Here is a 15,331-nt window from a genome sequence, read left to right as displayed (position 1 = left end):
GCCAAGCGTTGTGAATCTCTCTTAAATTGCTTGTTAGTGGCAAATTACACGCTCGAACTCCCAGTCAACATACCGAAGACTTGAGAAAGTCACAGGTGTACCATATTGACACGGGTTACTAGCAAGCTTTTTCAGACGTGCTTGTTCATCACCACTCAAAGTGCCAAACCATGCTTCATTAAAGTAGGTATTTTCTATATAACTAAACATCAGCTCAATTAGATGAGTTGGCAAACTTGAGGGGTGCACTTCCAACAATGACTCAGCAAACGTTTTACAGCTTTCAAAGTGCTTAGGCCAAGAGAATACAATTGCATGGCCTTCATCGGTTACTAGCGTATTTATTGATATATTTTCAATGAAAGGAGTTGACGGTTCTAGCGATTGTAACCTTTTACCTTGAACTGTAAATTCCGTCGAAAAACAACCACTAAGAACCACATTCAAGCTACCTTTAAAATGGAAAGTCATGGAAGAGAAAGAGCTATAGTTTTGTCGAGCAAAATTGTCCGTATAAAATTCTAACGTTTCCTTGAAATCATCGACACCTTTTAGAAACCCACTTTTCATTTCTAATAGCTGAGCTTGTAACATCTGCTGTTCGTTTACGGTCAATCCACGATCTATGTTTTCACCTACAAATGGTAGTCCTTTGATTATGCGAATTTTCTTAAAATACTCCAAAGCATATGAACGATAGCCTGCAACAAAACATTGCTCAGGACTATTAGTAAACTCTTCGTCTTCGATACACGCAAAAAAGGCTTTATCATGTTTAGAGCAAAATCCTTTAAAAGTGGATGCTTTTTTCCACCCTACTGACTCAAGTTCAAAGCCACCTTGGTGAGAGGGGGAAAACGTACAAACATGATTATTACTATCGGTAATACGCTTTAGTGGACCAGATTTTTGTATCGAGTGCGCGTCAATAACCTTTTTGCTACAAGTTTCCTTACTAGCTTGAGGATGGAGGCACTCTTTATGTTGGGTTCTCTTTTTGAACTCACCCAATAATCTAGATAGGCTATATTTGTCTTCCTGCTGTCGTGACAAATGGCACTTCTTGTATTTCTTCCCAGAACCGCACCAACAAGGTTCATTTCTACCAACTTTCATCATACCTACCTTTTTACCACTAACGCCGCATTAAGGTGTGAGCGGCGCTTGTCTATACTTGAGCGAAGCGAAACTGCCAAGCGTTGCGAATCACTCTTAAATGCTTTTGTTAGTTTTGGTTCTCGACTTTCCCTAAAGGTTCATTTTCTAGGAGACTTTCGAGAATGCCAAACACTGTTGACTTATACTCATTATGAACAGCCGAGGATTGGTAGTTAGGTGCCACTAATGCATGAAACGCGTAGTTTACTGGCTTCGTAAACTCAATTTTATTGACATACTCTGAACAAAAACCAGAGTTAGTATACTGTCTAGCTGGCACTACATAGTTTTTTGCTAGACTATTTATTTCAGTATCAACGTGGCCATCAAGAGCTAACGTTTTCGTTGATAGGAATTTGATGCCATCATAAAAACTTGGCTCGCAAGATACTAACCACTCTAAAACTAACTGAGGAAATATGTACTCTGGCTTAAACACAGAGTTGTTCTTGACCTTAAATGAACAACAAAGAATTACAGGCCAAAGGAATAGATAATCCGTCAAATAGTGTTCAAAAGCTTCTACTAATTCAGCAGGAACGTCCCCTTTTTGTTTATCAAGAAACTCTATGTGACTCTTTAACCGTTTAGACATCTCATCAGGGGTAATGGATATGTCAATAAAACTAAGTTTTGTCATATCAAACTTAGATACAAAGCAATGGTCAATATCCGGACGATTAAGCTCTTCCCATGCACCATATGCAGAACTTGATAAATATAAGCATGGAAAACCAGACAAACTAAACCTATTGTTTCCAATCAAATGATTTAGCTGAAAAGGAATATGGAACAAATCTGCCCTATCAAAGTTTGAGTTATAGCTATCGCTCCCAGTCCGTATACGATAGCCACTAAGTATATTGTCCCGATCAAACCTAGGGTCTCCAGGCAAACTCCTAAAAGTCGAAAATGGAAAGCGAAGGGTGTCATGTATTTTTTCTTCAAACAGCTTGTATGCCGCAGAGCGCTTTCCTTTTAACCCAAGCAAAACCGCCTCTGAATAGCATTTATAAATATCTATGACTTCTTGCAAACGAGGGTAATTTTCGCCCTTGTAACCTATATGTAGCCCTCGAGTCGAAATATAATCTGCAACTCCATCTAACGCTTTACAAACAGAGTGATGAAAATCAACTCCATCCCATTCTCGATGGGTAAGAAATACAGGATCATCCAAATAATCCGCTAGCGCCTTATATACTTCTAATTGCGCTTTTAACTCATCATTCGAGTATGGTTTTTGACTACCAAACACTTATTATTCTCCGTAAAAACTAACGCCAAGTTAACTGGCGCCTTCACCGAGCCAGCAAAACACACCGAACCTCAAACCAAAAGTGCCGAGGGTTTGTGCGTCCATTTCAACGCCTTGTTAAGTAGCGTTCTCACATACTTGCGTGTAAAGATGCCATAATTAAACTAAGTCGAACATCTTCAGTGGGCTTTAAGGTTCCATTTAACCAGCAATCACTGTCTAATTTGTCTTTATGATTATCAGTGCCACTCCAACGTTCACCCTTAGACCCAAAGTCTTTTACTTCAACGCGTGTAAAACCAGATTTCTCTTCCATACTTACGCTGGATTCTGGAACCCACCCATTGACCTTAATTTGATGGTCCAACTCATAATCAATATCAATGCTCAACCAATACTGCGTCTCTTCACCGTTTTCGGTGAGATCTTTTAATATAAAATCATGCTTACACCATGAAACAAAGCTGTCTGTAGATTTAAGAAAATACCATGTCAAATCTAGTAGCTCCTTACACCTATCAGTACTCGGTGGCGGTGCGTCATTGTGCTCAATATCGTTTCTTATAAGCATTAACTGCTTGAGCATGTATGGCCGTACAAGTCCTAAAGACTCAAGATACTCTAAATAACCTTTAGGCGAGTCTTTCAGTGCTACCTTTTTTAATGAATAAACATATTCAATAAATTTCAATCTTTGGTTTAGACAACGTTTAAGGTTTGATACAACATCAACGCGGCTAAACTCAGATGAGTCTTCCGTTAAAAGTGCTTCTGCATGTTCCCAGAGCTTGTAAGCACGGATTCTGTCTTCAGCACTTGTGAAACCGTAACTCTGCATTTCTGGATACCAGTCCCAAATGAAGTTACGAACCCAAATAACTTTACTTTCCATAAAAGCCAATCTGTCCTTTAACTACTTAACGCTTATTAGACGGATTTAATCCACCTAACTCCCCCACACAATGCAAAACTAACCCCTAACTTTCAATCACCTACAACAAAAAATGCAAATACAGTTGCATATTAAACAGAAAAAGCGGAATTATTCCGCCTAATGTAGGTAAATACGGATTTCTAGCCCTGCTAAGTACGCGTGCATGGTTAGTGTCAGTCGTCGATTGTCTTAGTCCCGCACTGTTCGCAAATACAATGACGTGAGAAATCGTCCATCGAGGCCAGAAATGCGCCAAATGCCCAGCCTTTTAAAAAGCCAGTCAAAAACTCTTTGCGTTTACGCTTCTTGTCTTCTTTGAATGGGCTTTCTTTGCGTACCAATACGACGACGTGGTCAGTGTTTTTCCCGCAAACACTGCAATAACGGTTTTCTCTTTTTTCCATCACGGCTACCGCACTCTTTTTAGCAAGAGCAAGCTGTTGATTTTGTTAAAGTCTGTTAATGAGCGTTACTTTATGAAATTGTGGCGAAGGATACTGTTAACTTGGTTGCATAATTGATATGCAACCAATGTCGATTATTCGTACATAGGTGAGATGGGACTGATTTTAGCTAACGCTTTTCGCAGTCTTTCTTGTTTTTGATGAGATTAGTGAGTGCGGTGGCTTCGGTGCGTTCAGCGTCTTGGTAGGCTTCGAAAACGTCTCCGTTGTGGTAGCCCATAATGTGTAACGTGACTTGAATGATAAAAGTGAAGAAGCCGATAATCAGAGTCAGGAAAGGAACTACGCCAAATTGTTCAAACCACAATAGCGCAGCGGAAATCATAACGACAACCAATGCCGTTATGGCTTTGTTTTTACTAGACAGTGTCATACAACCACCACTCTACTTTTCGTCTGAGTTCATCCTAACGCCAATGCGTTGCACATAATTGGGGTGAGTTCACGAAGCCGAAATACAGAGTACGGAATAGGAATAACTGTGAGCTAAGCCGCTTTACAACATACTTTACAATCGAGGCTTTAAAATTAGGTTTAAAAGCGGCGCTGCTATTAGAGAATGGACACATCCTGCCAATTGCCATCAAGTAAGATACGCTGCTGTTGATACCCCGCTTCTAATAGGATTTCTCGACACTTCTCGTGATACACGCCTAAGTGATGAGGCGCGTGAGCGTCGGCGTTAATCTGTACTGGGATATTCTTTGATTTGGCATGCTTAAGTAGCCAAGGGGACGGATAAACATCGTCGGTTGCGCCGCGCAGCATACCGCCATAATTGACTTCCAATATCACGCCAGCCTTTGCAACTGCGTCTAGTGTGGCAATGGCGATCTCTTGGTACCAGCTATCTTGTTCATCAAAGAAAGCGAGCGCTTTATTGTGCTTTTTGACCAAATCGTAATGACCCAAAATATCAAATCCACCAGCTTCGCATAACTCTCGAACGCGCTGGTAATAGACTTCAATCATCAAGCGCGCGCTGCCGTTGTGCACTTCATCCAACAACACTTTAAATTCATCGTGTGGTCCGTCGACACTAAGCATAGAATAACGCTCGTTTGGGGCGTCTAATGTATGAACCGAGCCAATCTTATAGTCGAGGGGATACGCGCCCCACTTCGTATCGCTTGGCGCAGTCAAACCGACTATAAAGTCGATTTCTAATCCTAAATACACGTCAATGTCAGAACGATCTTTTTGCTGTTTAATGTCGGCAACGTAGGCCTCTAGGTTTTCCGCTAACATGCAGAAATCGTTGTCGAAAGGCAAAGGAGCGTGAGAGCTAAAGCCCACCGATTTAAAACCAAGGGATACGGCTTTATCCACCATCTCTTTTGGTGTTCCTTTCCCATCACAATAATGACAATGCATATGGTAATTGCTTAATAACATGGTTGACTCTCCAAACCCGTTAATCCTTATTTTAGCTATGGATATAGTAACCCTGGTTATCATCCAAGCAAGCGATAACTGCCTTGGTTTAGCGTTGATTTTGTAAAGTGGTGTGATGAGCCAGCGCGTAAAAGTAAAGCCGCAGTGTAAACACCGCGGCTCTTATCTCACTGATTAGCAATAAAGGATTAGAAGTACTGAGTACGCTCCGCTAAGCCAAATTGACGGCGGAAACAGTTTTCACTCATTGGATTGTTGGAATATTTTCCTAACCCGGTTGTCCAGAGTTCCTCATCTTTCCCATCCATCTTTGTACCTTGAAGACAATGGAGCGAATGAATGAGCTCGTGAGCAAGTACGACATAAGGTTCCGCTTTTTCACCTTTGCGCGTCATCACCTGCACGTTAGTGAAGTGCATATAACACACTGAGCCAGTGGCATTGGTAGCTGCGGTTTGATTGACGGCGGAGTTATGACTACCACCAGCCATCCAGAACGGACAACCTTGGGGAGCAAACCTTGCTTGATTACTCGCAGTCATGCCCGTTACGTTTGCTTGACCATCGCTGTCATAGAGCACATCGCGCTTAAAGCCACTTTGAGTGAAGTTAAGGTGTGTTGGCACACAAATGACGTTGATGTTGTTAGGGAACGAGCCCCGCGCCGCAGGCTTAGCCGCTTGAATTTCAGAGAGCAGCGATTTGCCCGCTGATACTTGTTTAAGTTTTCTTAGGTTCTCTTCCATGATTGGTCGAAAAAAGGGATTTTTGCTTGGATCGTACTGAACAGCGAATCCGGGGAAGTTATTAAGTACTTGCGTAATTAATGCCATAGCTTACCTCTATTTGAATACTCGACTACTCACTCAATGTTCATCCTGAACCGATCATTGCGATGATCGTATTGAGTTAATACTTAGTGTAGTCACTATTCAGAGGTTGTAGGCATAAAATGGAATTTTTCGTGCTAGATCATGAAGATTGGTATATCGACAAGAGCCAGTGGCATTCTGGCTCCTATACGCTACTTCTGTTTGGGGCTAAGTTTACACAGCGACTTGGTTAGCAAATAGCGACGTTACGTAGCGGTAAGATTACATAGCGGCAAGCGCAACTTTTCTTTCCTTATTCACCACACAGAAGTTACCGCGCTTAGTACGACATTTTGAGCAGCGCTCACACTCTACTGGCGCTCGATCACCCTTTTTCCAACGCTTAATCAACTTAGGCTCTGACAACAATGGGCGTGAAAGTGCGAAATACTCAATACCAGTATTTTCTGCAATGGATTCAATCGCAGCAATATCCGTCAAACCACCAACCGTAATCACAGGTACGTTCACTTCTTGGCTGATCGCATGACCGTATTCGTGAAAGTAGCCTTCCTCTTGAATGGTATAACCATCGTGAGTTTCGCCAACCATAGTGTTAGCTTTGCCGTGGATATTGCCAGAGATAACCAGCGCATCGACACCCATCAATTCAAGTGTTTTACATACCACTCGCGTTTCGTCGAACGTTAAACCGCCTTCAAAAAACTCAGTGGCTGTTAGTTTCACCAAAATCGGGAAGTCATCACCAACTTGATCGCGGCATGCTTGATAGATTTCAACTAAGAATCGCATGCGGTTTTCTATGCTACCGCCATATTCATCATCGCGACGGTTATAGTACGGGCTCAGGAACTGGTTAATCAGATAGGTATGCGCGGCATGCAATTCTACCCCATCAAAACCTGACTGTTGCGCTCTTAACGTTGCTTTAGCAAAGGCATCAACAATGTAGTCAATCTCTGCTTTGGTCATGGCTTTGCCTTGTGTTTGCGTACCCATTTCAGGGACATCACTCGGCGCAAAGATCACCCTTTCACCAACGTTAAACGTGGTTTTCGTGCCACCATAAGCCAACTGCATTACAATCTTCGAATCATGCTGATGAACCAAATCGGTTAGCTTTTGGTACTCGTCGATAAAAGAGTCATCGTACATCCCCATCATGCCAGCATTGGGTTTTTCTTCTTTTACGATGTTGGCATAGCCAGTCACAATTAGACCAACCTCACCTTGGGCAAGTTCTTCATAGATGGCGTAAAGCTTGTCAGTCATATGACCGTCTTCTGTCGCCATATTTTCCCAAGTTGCACTTCTCATGAAGCGGTTTTTCAGCACCAAATTGCCGATGCGACTCTCTGTGAACAAGTGGCTCAACTCCAATCTCCTCAATGTATTGTTATGCTTATTATTGGTATCAAAAGCGAGGCGCGATAATACAGAGAATGGACGAGGTAAAACTTAATCTAGATTAATATATTGGCGTGCAATCAATGGAATGTTTGATTACTTCATTGGAATAGAAGCTAAAAAGTCAGTCAGCCATAAACAACGACCTGACTGACTCATTTTTTTGTGACATTGTCACGCTAAGCACTAGTGCGATTTTCTGATTTGGAATCATCGTCGCCTATCTGACAATGAGATATCCAACGTTCCAGAGACTCACCAAGTGCTTTTGCGTTAATAGGTTTAGAAATATAGTCATCCATCCCTGCTTCTAAGCATTTTTCGCGGTCGCCTTGCAGTGCGTTTGCCGTCATTGCAACAACAGGAATCGAATGGTTGATGTTGATATTTTTAGTATTTCTTATCTCTCTCGTTGCTTCATAGCCATCCATTTCTGGCATTTGGCAATCCATATAGACAAGGTCGTAGTTGGCAGGTGTTCTAAGAGCAGCTAGTGCCTCAAGTCCATTCTTAGCTTTATCGACTTTGATACCAAATTTCGACAGCAGCGATTGCAGCACGACTTGGTTAGTGGTGACATCATCCACAATAAGAATGCGCGCGTTGTATTGGGTTTTCTTCGCCGGCGTATGTCGTGTCACAAACGCTTCACTTCTATCACTTCCCGACAAACCCGATACTTTTTCTAACACACTCAACAGGTCGGCTTGCTGCATCGGTTTGGTGAGGTAACCGCTAAAGCCTGCCTTCTGCATTTTCTTCGCATCGCCACGCTGCACTACCGATGAGAACATCACCAAGCGAGTATCATTGTAATCAGGGTTATCTTGGATTTGTTTGGCTAGCTCGACCCCGTCCATATTCGGCATTTGATAATCAAGAATCGCAATTGTGAAGAATTGCTGTTGTTTGTGGTTATCAGCTAAAACCCTCAACGCCTCTTCACCACTATTAGCTACCTGATATGGAATCTCCCAACGAGTGAAGATCTGCTCGAGTAAATTGCAGTTGGTATCGTTGTCATCCACCACTAAGATACGTTGTTTTTTCAGGTCTCCAGTAGGCAAATAGACCACGGACTGTTTAGATGAGTTTTCCAGACAAACTGTAAACCAAAATGTCGATCCTTTGCCCGTTTCACTGGTGACACCGATCTCGCCACCCATAATTTCCGTTAAGCGTTTGCTGATGGAAAGCCCCAAACCCGTCCCACCATATTTTCGAGTGGTTGAACTGTCTGCTTGCGAGAAACGCGAGAACAGCTTTTGTTGCTGCTCTTCACTAATGCCAATACCGGTATCGCGTATTTCGAATCTCAGTATACTGTCGGTGAGTCGTTTTTCATCCACGGTCACGTACACCGCAACTTCTCCGTCTTCAGTAAACTTAATCGCGTTACTAACCAAATTGTTGAGCACTTGGCGAATACGACCAGGGTCCCCTCGGTAACAAAGATCCATCACAGGTGTAGCCGGACATACCAGCTGAATCCCCTTCTGTTCTGCCGCAAAATAGAGCATAGCCCCGACATCCTCGACCACTTCACCCAAGTCAAAATCAATCAACTCTAAGTCAATCTTACCTGCTTCTATTTTCGAGAAATCGAGTATGTCGTTGATAATAGAAAGCAATGATTCAGCGCTATTTTTGGTGGTTTCAGTCATTCGTATTTGCTGCTCGTCGAGCTTGGTATCAAGTAGCAAATTGGTCATTCCGATCACGCCGTTCATCGGCGTTCTTATTTCGTGACTCATGGTAGATAAAAATTCACTCTTCGCTTTAGCTGCAGCTTCTGCGCGGTCGCTTTCATCACGAAGCTTCTGGTTATACTCCTTCATTTTTTGATCATTTTTCAATAAGTTGAACGCCATATCTCTAAAGCTCGATGTGAGCATAGCGAACTCGTCTCTTCCTTTTAAATGGCGGCTACGGTTGAGTGTTTCTAATCCATTTTGAAGTTGTCCTTTAGCAACGAGTTGGGTTGCACTCAGTAATGTATCCATACGTTGCTTAACACGTTTAGAGCTCCATGCCGCCACAAAAAGTGAGATCAGTGCTGCAAACAAGGTTCCAAAAAACAACACAAAGGAGGTTTGACTCGCGGACTTTGACGACTCCATACTGCGAATGGTGATAAGCTCTTGCTCTATTTGAATAAACGTTGCAAATTCCCCACGTATTTCATCAATAATACGTTTACCTTCTTTCTGTTGTGAAAGGTCTTCGATGCTGTCTTGCTTCGCTAGTCCGTTCTCCAACAAACGTCTTTGAATAATGGCTTTATCTGCAATGTCTCTGAGCCAAGTATTATGCAAAGTATTGATTCTGTTGAGTCGTTCGACTTGAACGGGGTTATCACTCACCTGTTTAGATAAGGTAGTGATTTTTTTATCCCACACCTCTAACGATAAATGAAAAGGTTCAAGAAACACTTCGTCACCGGTGAGCAAAAAGCCTCGTTTACCCGTCTCCATATCCACCGTGAGGCTCAGCAGCTCCTGCGCGCGACCAATAGCTTTGTGTGTGTGCTCAACCCAACGAGCGTCCTCCTCCATAGATTGAGTGTTTTGAAACACGGCTACAGAAACGGCAAGCATCAACAAAACAGGCACAGAAAAGCTGAGTAATAGCTTCTTGGTAATTGAGATGTCATCGAACCATCGATTGAGACTCGGCATAATCAACCTATCGCTACTGAGGTAATTATCTTTAGTCTAGGATAGGAAAATTGGATTGTTAGAAAATCGAAAGGACTGTAATAACTAATCTTCTGAATTAGCAAAAGAAAACTAAGTCTCGCTACTCAGTTTTCTTGTTCTCTATCAGCAGGGTTTACTCGTCATCAACGATACGAATCTCGATAGCAAAGATGCCATGCTGAGGTATCATTTCTTTATATTCATGGAAGCTGTATAACATTTCTATCCCTTCTTCAATGGTATTGCACAGCTTGGAGAGGACTTGCATACCTTCACTCGTCAATAGTGCTCTTGGATCGGGATATTGACGTACTTCGACTACTTCTACGATTAACGCATTTGGCTTAATGACATCCAAACCAACAAAAGGAGGGCCGGAAATCACCTGAAATGCGATTCTGTCTCCCGGCATTAGTTTGTCGTATTCAATCGCTTCATAGCTATTATTGGTTCGAATCTCTACTTTCTTAACACCAGAACGTATAGCGTCTAACGGTGCTTGATAAATCTCTAATGGGTATTCAGTCATTGGTCTCTCATACTGTCTTTTGGCCTTTTAACGTTAAGATAGAAGGTGTAATTATTTAAAGCCATCCTTCCTTATCAAGACATTTCTCAAATAAAGTCCAAACCAACCTTAAATCATAAACATTTATGATTTAAATCAAACACTAATCGTCATTTCTGTCTAGCAGTCACATAGTTTTCGAAAATGATTAGGCGTAATCTAGATTGGTTAATTTGACATGATTTACACCGAATACATTCCGTGATTCGTCCCTTATGTTTTCGATTAAGACAAAGGAGTAGTTATGCGTTTTAAAACTGGTTTCATCAGACTTTTAGTCTGTAGTCTGTGCTTTATTCCAGTCATTAGTCAGGCCGCAGATACCGATACATTTGCTGGCCAATCAGGCACCATTAATATTGCGGGCGGCACCGCACATATTCCCGTAATGAAACTCGCATCGCGCGCCATTATGAAATCCAACCCCGATATTCGTATCACCATCGCTGGAGGTGGTTCTGGTGTTGGAGCACAGCAAGTCGCCAAAGGTTTGGTTGATATCGGCAATACCGGTCGCGCACTCAAACCTAGTGAAGGTGAGCAGGGTTTGGTCACCTTCCCTTTTGCTATAGATGGTGTGGCTATCATCGTTAATCCAGAGAACCCCGTTAAAGACCTAACCCAACAGCAAGTTATCGACATTTATTCTGGAAAAATCACCAACTGGAAAGCGCTGGGTGGTGAAGACCGTTCTATTAACCTTTTTACCCGCGATGAAGCTAGTGGCACACGCGCGGTATTCTTTAAAAAGATGCTCAACAGTACTGCTATCGTAACGAACGCCAACGTTATCCCATCAAATGGTGCCATGAAAACCGCCATTGCCCGTGACCCTGGCGCCATTGGCTATAGCAGTGTTGGTTACATCGATGACACAGTGAAAGCCCCTGCGCTCGATGGTGTCCACCCAACCAACGAAGCTTGTGCATCTGGCGAATACAAAATCGTCCGCAAATTGTATATGAACACCAAAGGTGAACCTCAAGGTTTAGTCAGCGAGTTTGTTGACTTTATTTATAGTCCTCAAGGCGCAGAGTACATCAGCGCATCTGGTTATATCCCATTAAGCAAGCGTTAACCATGCGCCATTTGGTTGCACCAGAACGAGTACTACTTTCCCTAGTGATGGTAGTGCTCGTTTTGATGTCATTGTTGTTTGGTTTTCTGATTTGGTTTGCATTGCCTGTTGTTACTGACCCAAGCGTCGCCGTCTTTTCTCTTCAATGGCAACCTGATCAAGGACACTATGGCATTTTCTCCATGGTATTCGGCTCTGGTGTTCTTGCTATTACAGCCAGTTTAGTTGCCTTCCCTTTTGCTCTTGGCATTGCCAGTTTCTGCCAATATAGCCGTTACCAACCTATCGCTATTTGGATTCGCCGCTTAGTCAGGCTAATGGCTGGCATTCCGACTGTGGTCTACGGTTTAGCCGCGGTTTTCTTGTTGGTTCCACTATTAAGAGAGACCTTTCGTAGTGGTTCCGGCTTTTCCTTGCTTGCTGTTATGTTAATGATGGTGCTGCTGATCTTACCCGTCATGATCATGATGTTGGACTCTCGGTTTCAAGCCTTGACACAGCAGTTACGATTAACCTCTTGTTCACTCGGCATGACCGACAGTCAAATGATTGCCCACGTCATCGCACCAAACTCAATGCACGCCGTAGCAAGCGCCGCCTTGTTAGGGTTTAACCGAGCGATTGGAGACACTCTGTTACCACTGATGTTGGCAGGCAATGCGCCACAAATCACAGGAAGTATTTTAGATTCTGTTCGCACCCTCACCGCTCATATTGGCTTGGTTCTCGCCACCGAAAATAGCAGCGCTATGTACAATTCGTTATTTGCTGCGGGCCTACTTCTACTAACTATTAGCGTTTGCGTTACTGTACTGATTCGCAAACTGACTCACTCAACTGATGGAGGAATAAACGGATGAAAGCTCGCTTATTCCATCTCTGGAGTGTGCTGTGCACGTTACTGTTACTCGCGGCTTTGAGTGTTTTTATCGGCTTTATTATTTATCGCGGTGCACCAACGATAAGTACTGAGCTGTTTTTTGGTGATGCATCACCCATTGACGCAATGTTAGGCCGAGAACCTATCTGGGATGGTATATGGCCCGCGTGCGTTGGCACCCTGTCGGTCATCTTATTGGCGCTAACACTAGCCCTTTTGCCTGGACTCGCTACCGGAGTTTGGCTCGCGACGAGTAAACCTTCGTTGTTAAAACGTTGCCTTGCGATTGGCATCGATATTCTTGCAGGCATTCCGTCTATTTTGATGGGGCTATTTGGTTTTACTCTGATTCTCTCTTTAAGGCATTCTTTTTTACCCTCTGCCAATGCTTGTTTGCTGTTATCCGCTTTGTGCCTCGCCATGCTAATCATCCCTTATTTGGCGGTTGCTACACGAACGGCTTTACAAGCTCTTCCGTCATCACTCAACGTCACAGCTCTTTCTCTGGGGATGTCGCAATGGCAAGCGTTACGAACCGTTTTGTTACCACAAGCGAAAAGCGGCATTATCGGAGGCATTATGCTCGCCATAGGCAGAGCCGCCGAAGACACAGCAGTCATTATGTTAACTGGGGCAGTTGCCAACGCTGGATTGCCCGGTGGTATTTTTGAACGCTACGAAGCGCTACCTTTCACCATTTTTTACTACAGTGCGCAATATCAAAGTGAGACTGAACTGCATATGGCGTTCGGTGCAGCATTTACCTTACTTTGTCTGACTGCCAGCTTGTTTTCGTTAGCAGGACTCACTCAGCGTAAATCGATAAGGAGAGCCTAACATGAGCTTTCAACCCTCTTCACCGCTTGCTGGTTCAGTCTCAAATTTGACCATCGCCTTTCGCTCCAATCAAGTTGTCAGCAACGCCAATATGGATTTTTATCGACACCAGATCCATGTACTTACTGGTGCTTCTGGCTCTGGAAAAACCACTTTTTTACGAGCTCTGAATCGCCTCAATGACTGTTTTGCCGAGTGTAAAACTACAGGTGATATCAAGCTTACGCTCAATGATACTCAGCACTATGTTCAGCAAATGCCTGAACACCAACTTCCCCAACTTAGGCAAAAAGTCGGGATGGTATTTCAACATCCTCAACTGTTGCCGGGTTCAATTCTCGATAACCTGTTGCTTCCATTGAGAATAGTCAACTCAGTCACTGGACAAAAGGCACATCAAATCGCCCAAGTCGCACTCAAACAAGCAGCTCTTTGGGAGGAAGTCAGTGATCGCTTGAGTGATCATGCTGCTTCGCTATCGGGAGGACAGCAGCAACGGCTTTGTTTGGCGAGAACGTTGGCTTTGGAGCCAGAAATTTTATTACTTGATGAGCCTACCGCATCATTAGATAAACACACGGCGCAGCAAATAGAGGCGTTGATTGTAGAATTAGCCAAGCGCTACACCATTATCATGGTGTCTCACTCAGCCAAACAAACGGAAAAGTTGGCTAACCGAGTTAGCCATTTTGAGTCAGGAAAAGTATTTACACGTTAACCACATCTTCACGAAGTAAACTAATGTGTTGAGTAGAAATAAGGTATCGAATAAAAGTAAGGAAAAAAAACAGGCCGTAAAACAAACACGGCCTGAGTGGGTTAAGTTAAATCGTTTAAGCCGGAACCGCCTCAAAATCTAGCGATACACACGTTCCGCAATTTTCAGCCAGTACATCTAAGCTCTCATCAAGTGCACCGATATAGGCTCTGCCACCAAACTCTGCGAAGTCCACAACCGCATCCACTTTTGGTCCCATGCTACCTGCTGGGAATTGGTATTGTTTCAACTCACTTGGGCCCACACTGCGCAGTGCTTGTTGGTTCTCTTTACCCCAGTTTAGGAACACAGCTGGTGCGTCAGTTAGGATAAGTAGCTTCTCTGCCCCTAGCTGTTTCGCTAACAAGGTTGCGGCTAAGTCTTTATCAATCACGCCTTCAACACCTTTGAAGCCAGATTCGCATTTACATACTGGGATACCACCGCCGCCACAAGCGATGACAACCTGTCCAGCTTCTAGCAAGGTATCAATAGAGTGTTTGTCGATGATGTTTTTCGGAAGTGGTGAAGGCACCACTCGACGCCAGTATTCGCCATCACGCTTCATCGTCCATGCGTTCTTCTCGGCTAACGCGCGGCCTTCTGCTTCATCGTAAACTGGACCCACAAACTTAGTTGGATCAGAAATACTTGGGTCATCACAGTCGACTTCGATACGAGTTAGTAGCGTAGTCACGTCTCTTTCAGGCAATTTGTTTTGTAGCTCTTGAGCTAGCATGTAGCCGATCATGCCTTCACTTTCTGCGCCCAATACATCCAATGGATAAGGTGATACTTTGTCGTACGCTAGGTTTTGCAATGCTAACAGACCGACTTGAGGACCGTTACCGTGAACAATCACCACGCGGTATTCTTTGGCAATTTCAGCGATCGCTTTGGCGGCAATTTTGATGTTGTCGAGTTGATTAGCGAAACTTGGCTCATCGCCACGTCTTAATAGTGCGTTACCACCGAGGGCAACCACTACAGTGCTTTTGTTTGTTTTGCTTGCGTTCATAGGGACTCCTTGAAAGACGCCGATCATTCGCTGTGCTCGGCCTCC

At 43.5% G+C, this 15,331-nt stretch carries 15 protein-coding genes; 4 read left to right on the top strand and 11 right to left on the bottom strand.

Annotation, left to right across the window (positions count from 1 at the left end; genetic code table 11):
• Window positions 1-33: 33 nt before the first annotated feature.
• From JKJ11_RS18170 to JKJ11_RS18125, 10 genes are all read right to left on the bottom strand, one after another.
• On the bottom strand, window positions 34-1,119 hold the full coding sequence (locus tag JKJ11_RS18170; RefSeq protein ID WP_072611967.1) for a YecA family protein: 1,086 nt from the start codon (window positions 1,117-1,119) through the stop codon (window positions 34-36).
• 106 nt (window positions 1,120-1,225) lie between these two features.
• Window positions 1,226-2,416 (bottom strand): hypothetical protein, encoded by a 1,191-nt coding sequence (locus JKJ11_RS18165; protein WP_252039693.1) that lies wholly within the window; start codon window positions 2,414-2,416, stop codon window positions 1,226-1,228.
• Window positions 2,417-2,546: 130 nt separating this feature from the next.
• Complete coding sequence (locus tag JKJ11_RS18160; RefSeq protein WP_252039692.1) at window positions 2,547-3,308, bottom strand: hypothetical protein; 762 nt, start codon at window positions 3,306-3,308, stop codon at window positions 2,547-2,549.
• 215 nt (window positions 3,309-3,523) lie between these two features.
• Window positions 3,524-3,754: a hypothetical protein gene (locus JKJ11_RS18155; RefSeq protein ID WP_252039691.1), complete on the bottom strand. Its 231-nt coding sequence runs from the start codon at window positions 3,752-3,754 to the stop codon at window positions 3,524-3,526.
• Between the two features lie 169 nt (window positions 3,755-3,923).
• Window positions 3,924-4,187 carry a hypothetical protein gene (locus tag JKJ11_RS18150; RefSeq protein ID WP_006073519.1) on the bottom strand — a complete coding sequence of 88 codons (264 nt, stop codon included), beginning with the start codon at window positions 4,185-4,187 and terminating at the stop codon, window positions 3,924-3,926.
• Window positions 4,188-4,366: 179 nt separating this feature from the next.
• On the bottom strand, window positions 4,367-5,209 hold the full coding sequence (locus JKJ11_RS18145; RefSeq protein WP_252039690.1) for a histidinol-phosphatase: 843 nt from the start codon (window positions 5,207-5,209) through the stop codon (window positions 4,367-4,369).
• Between the two features lie 188 nt (window positions 5,210-5,397).
• Entirely contained in the window at window positions 5,398-6,042 is a 645-nt protein-coding gene (locus JKJ11_RS18140) for a M91 family zinc metallopeptidase (protein ID WP_006073522.1), read from the bottom strand.
• Between the two features lie 261 nt (window positions 6,043-6,303).
• The gene (locus JKJ11_RS18135) at window positions 6,304-7,416 is read right to left on the bottom strand and encodes an NADH:flavin oxidoreductase (RefSeq protein WP_252039689.1); all 1,113 of its coding nucleotides are present in this window, start codon (window positions 7,414-7,416) and stop codon (window positions 6,304-6,306) included.
• Window positions 7,417-7,628: 212 nt separating this feature from the next.
• The gene (locus JKJ11_RS18130) at window positions 7,629-10,127 is read right to left on the bottom strand and encodes a hybrid sensor histidine kinase/response regulator (protein WP_252039688.1); all 2,499 of its coding nucleotides are present in this window, start codon (window positions 10,125-10,127) and stop codon (window positions 7,629-7,631) included.
• A gap of 154 nt (window positions 10,128-10,281) precedes the next feature.
• Window positions 10,282-10,677 (bottom strand): ASCH domain-containing protein, encoded by a 396-nt coding sequence (locus tag JKJ11_RS18125; RefSeq protein ID WP_252039687.1) that lies wholly within the window; start codon window positions 10,675-10,677, stop codon window positions 10,282-10,284.
• 283 nt (window positions 10,678-10,960) lie between these two features.
• Between JKJ11_RS18125 and JKJ11_RS18120 the strand changes: the two genes are divergently transcribed.
• The 4 genes from JKJ11_RS18120 to JKJ11_RS18105 are packed head-to-tail and all read left to right on the top strand — an operon-like array spanning window position 10,961 to window position 14,229.
• Window positions 10,961-11,794 (top strand): phosphate ABC transporter substrate-binding protein, encoded by an 834-nt coding sequence (locus JKJ11_RS18120; RefSeq protein WP_252039686.1) that lies wholly within the window; start codon window positions 10,961-10,963, stop codon window positions 11,792-11,794.
• A 2-nt stretch (window positions 11,795-11,796) separates the two neighbouring features.
• Window positions 11,797-12,654: a PstC family ABC transporter permease gene (locus JKJ11_RS18115; protein ID WP_252039685.1), complete on the top strand. Its 858-nt coding sequence runs from the start codon at window positions 11,797-11,799 to the stop codon at window positions 12,652-12,654.
• A complete protein-coding gene (locus JKJ11_RS18110) occupies window positions 12,651-13,511 on the top strand; it encodes a PstA family ABC transporter permease (RefSeq protein ID WP_252039684.1) in 861 nt (286 codons plus the stop codon). Before JKJ11_RS18115 ends, JKJ11_RS18110 begins: the two co-directional genes overlap by 4 nt.
• 1 nt (window position 13,512) lies before the next feature.
• A complete protein-coding gene (locus tag JKJ11_RS18105) occupies window positions 13,513-14,229 on the top strand; it encodes a phosphate ABC transporter ATP-binding protein (RefSeq protein ID WP_252039683.1) in 717 nt (238 codons plus the stop codon).
• Between the two features lie 115 nt (window positions 14,230-14,344).
• Here JKJ11_RS18105 and arcC read toward each other — a convergent pair whose 3' ends face one another.
• The gene (gene arcC, locus JKJ11_RS18100) at window positions 14,345-15,286 is read right to left on the bottom strand and encodes a carbamate kinase (protein WP_006073540.1); all 942 of its coding nucleotides are present in this window, start codon (window positions 15,284-15,286) and stop codon (window positions 14,345-14,347) included.
• Window positions 15,287-15,331 lie beyond the last annotated feature (45 nt).

This window comes from Vibrio sp. SCSIO 43133 (assembly GCF_023716845.1).
Lineage (GTDB): Bacteria > Pseudomonadota > Gammaproteobacteria > Enterobacterales > Vibrionaceae > Vibrio > Vibrio mediterranei.
The sequence above is the reverse complement of the archived record's forward strand: the minus strand, read 5'-3'. Positions and strand labels throughout refer to the sequence as shown.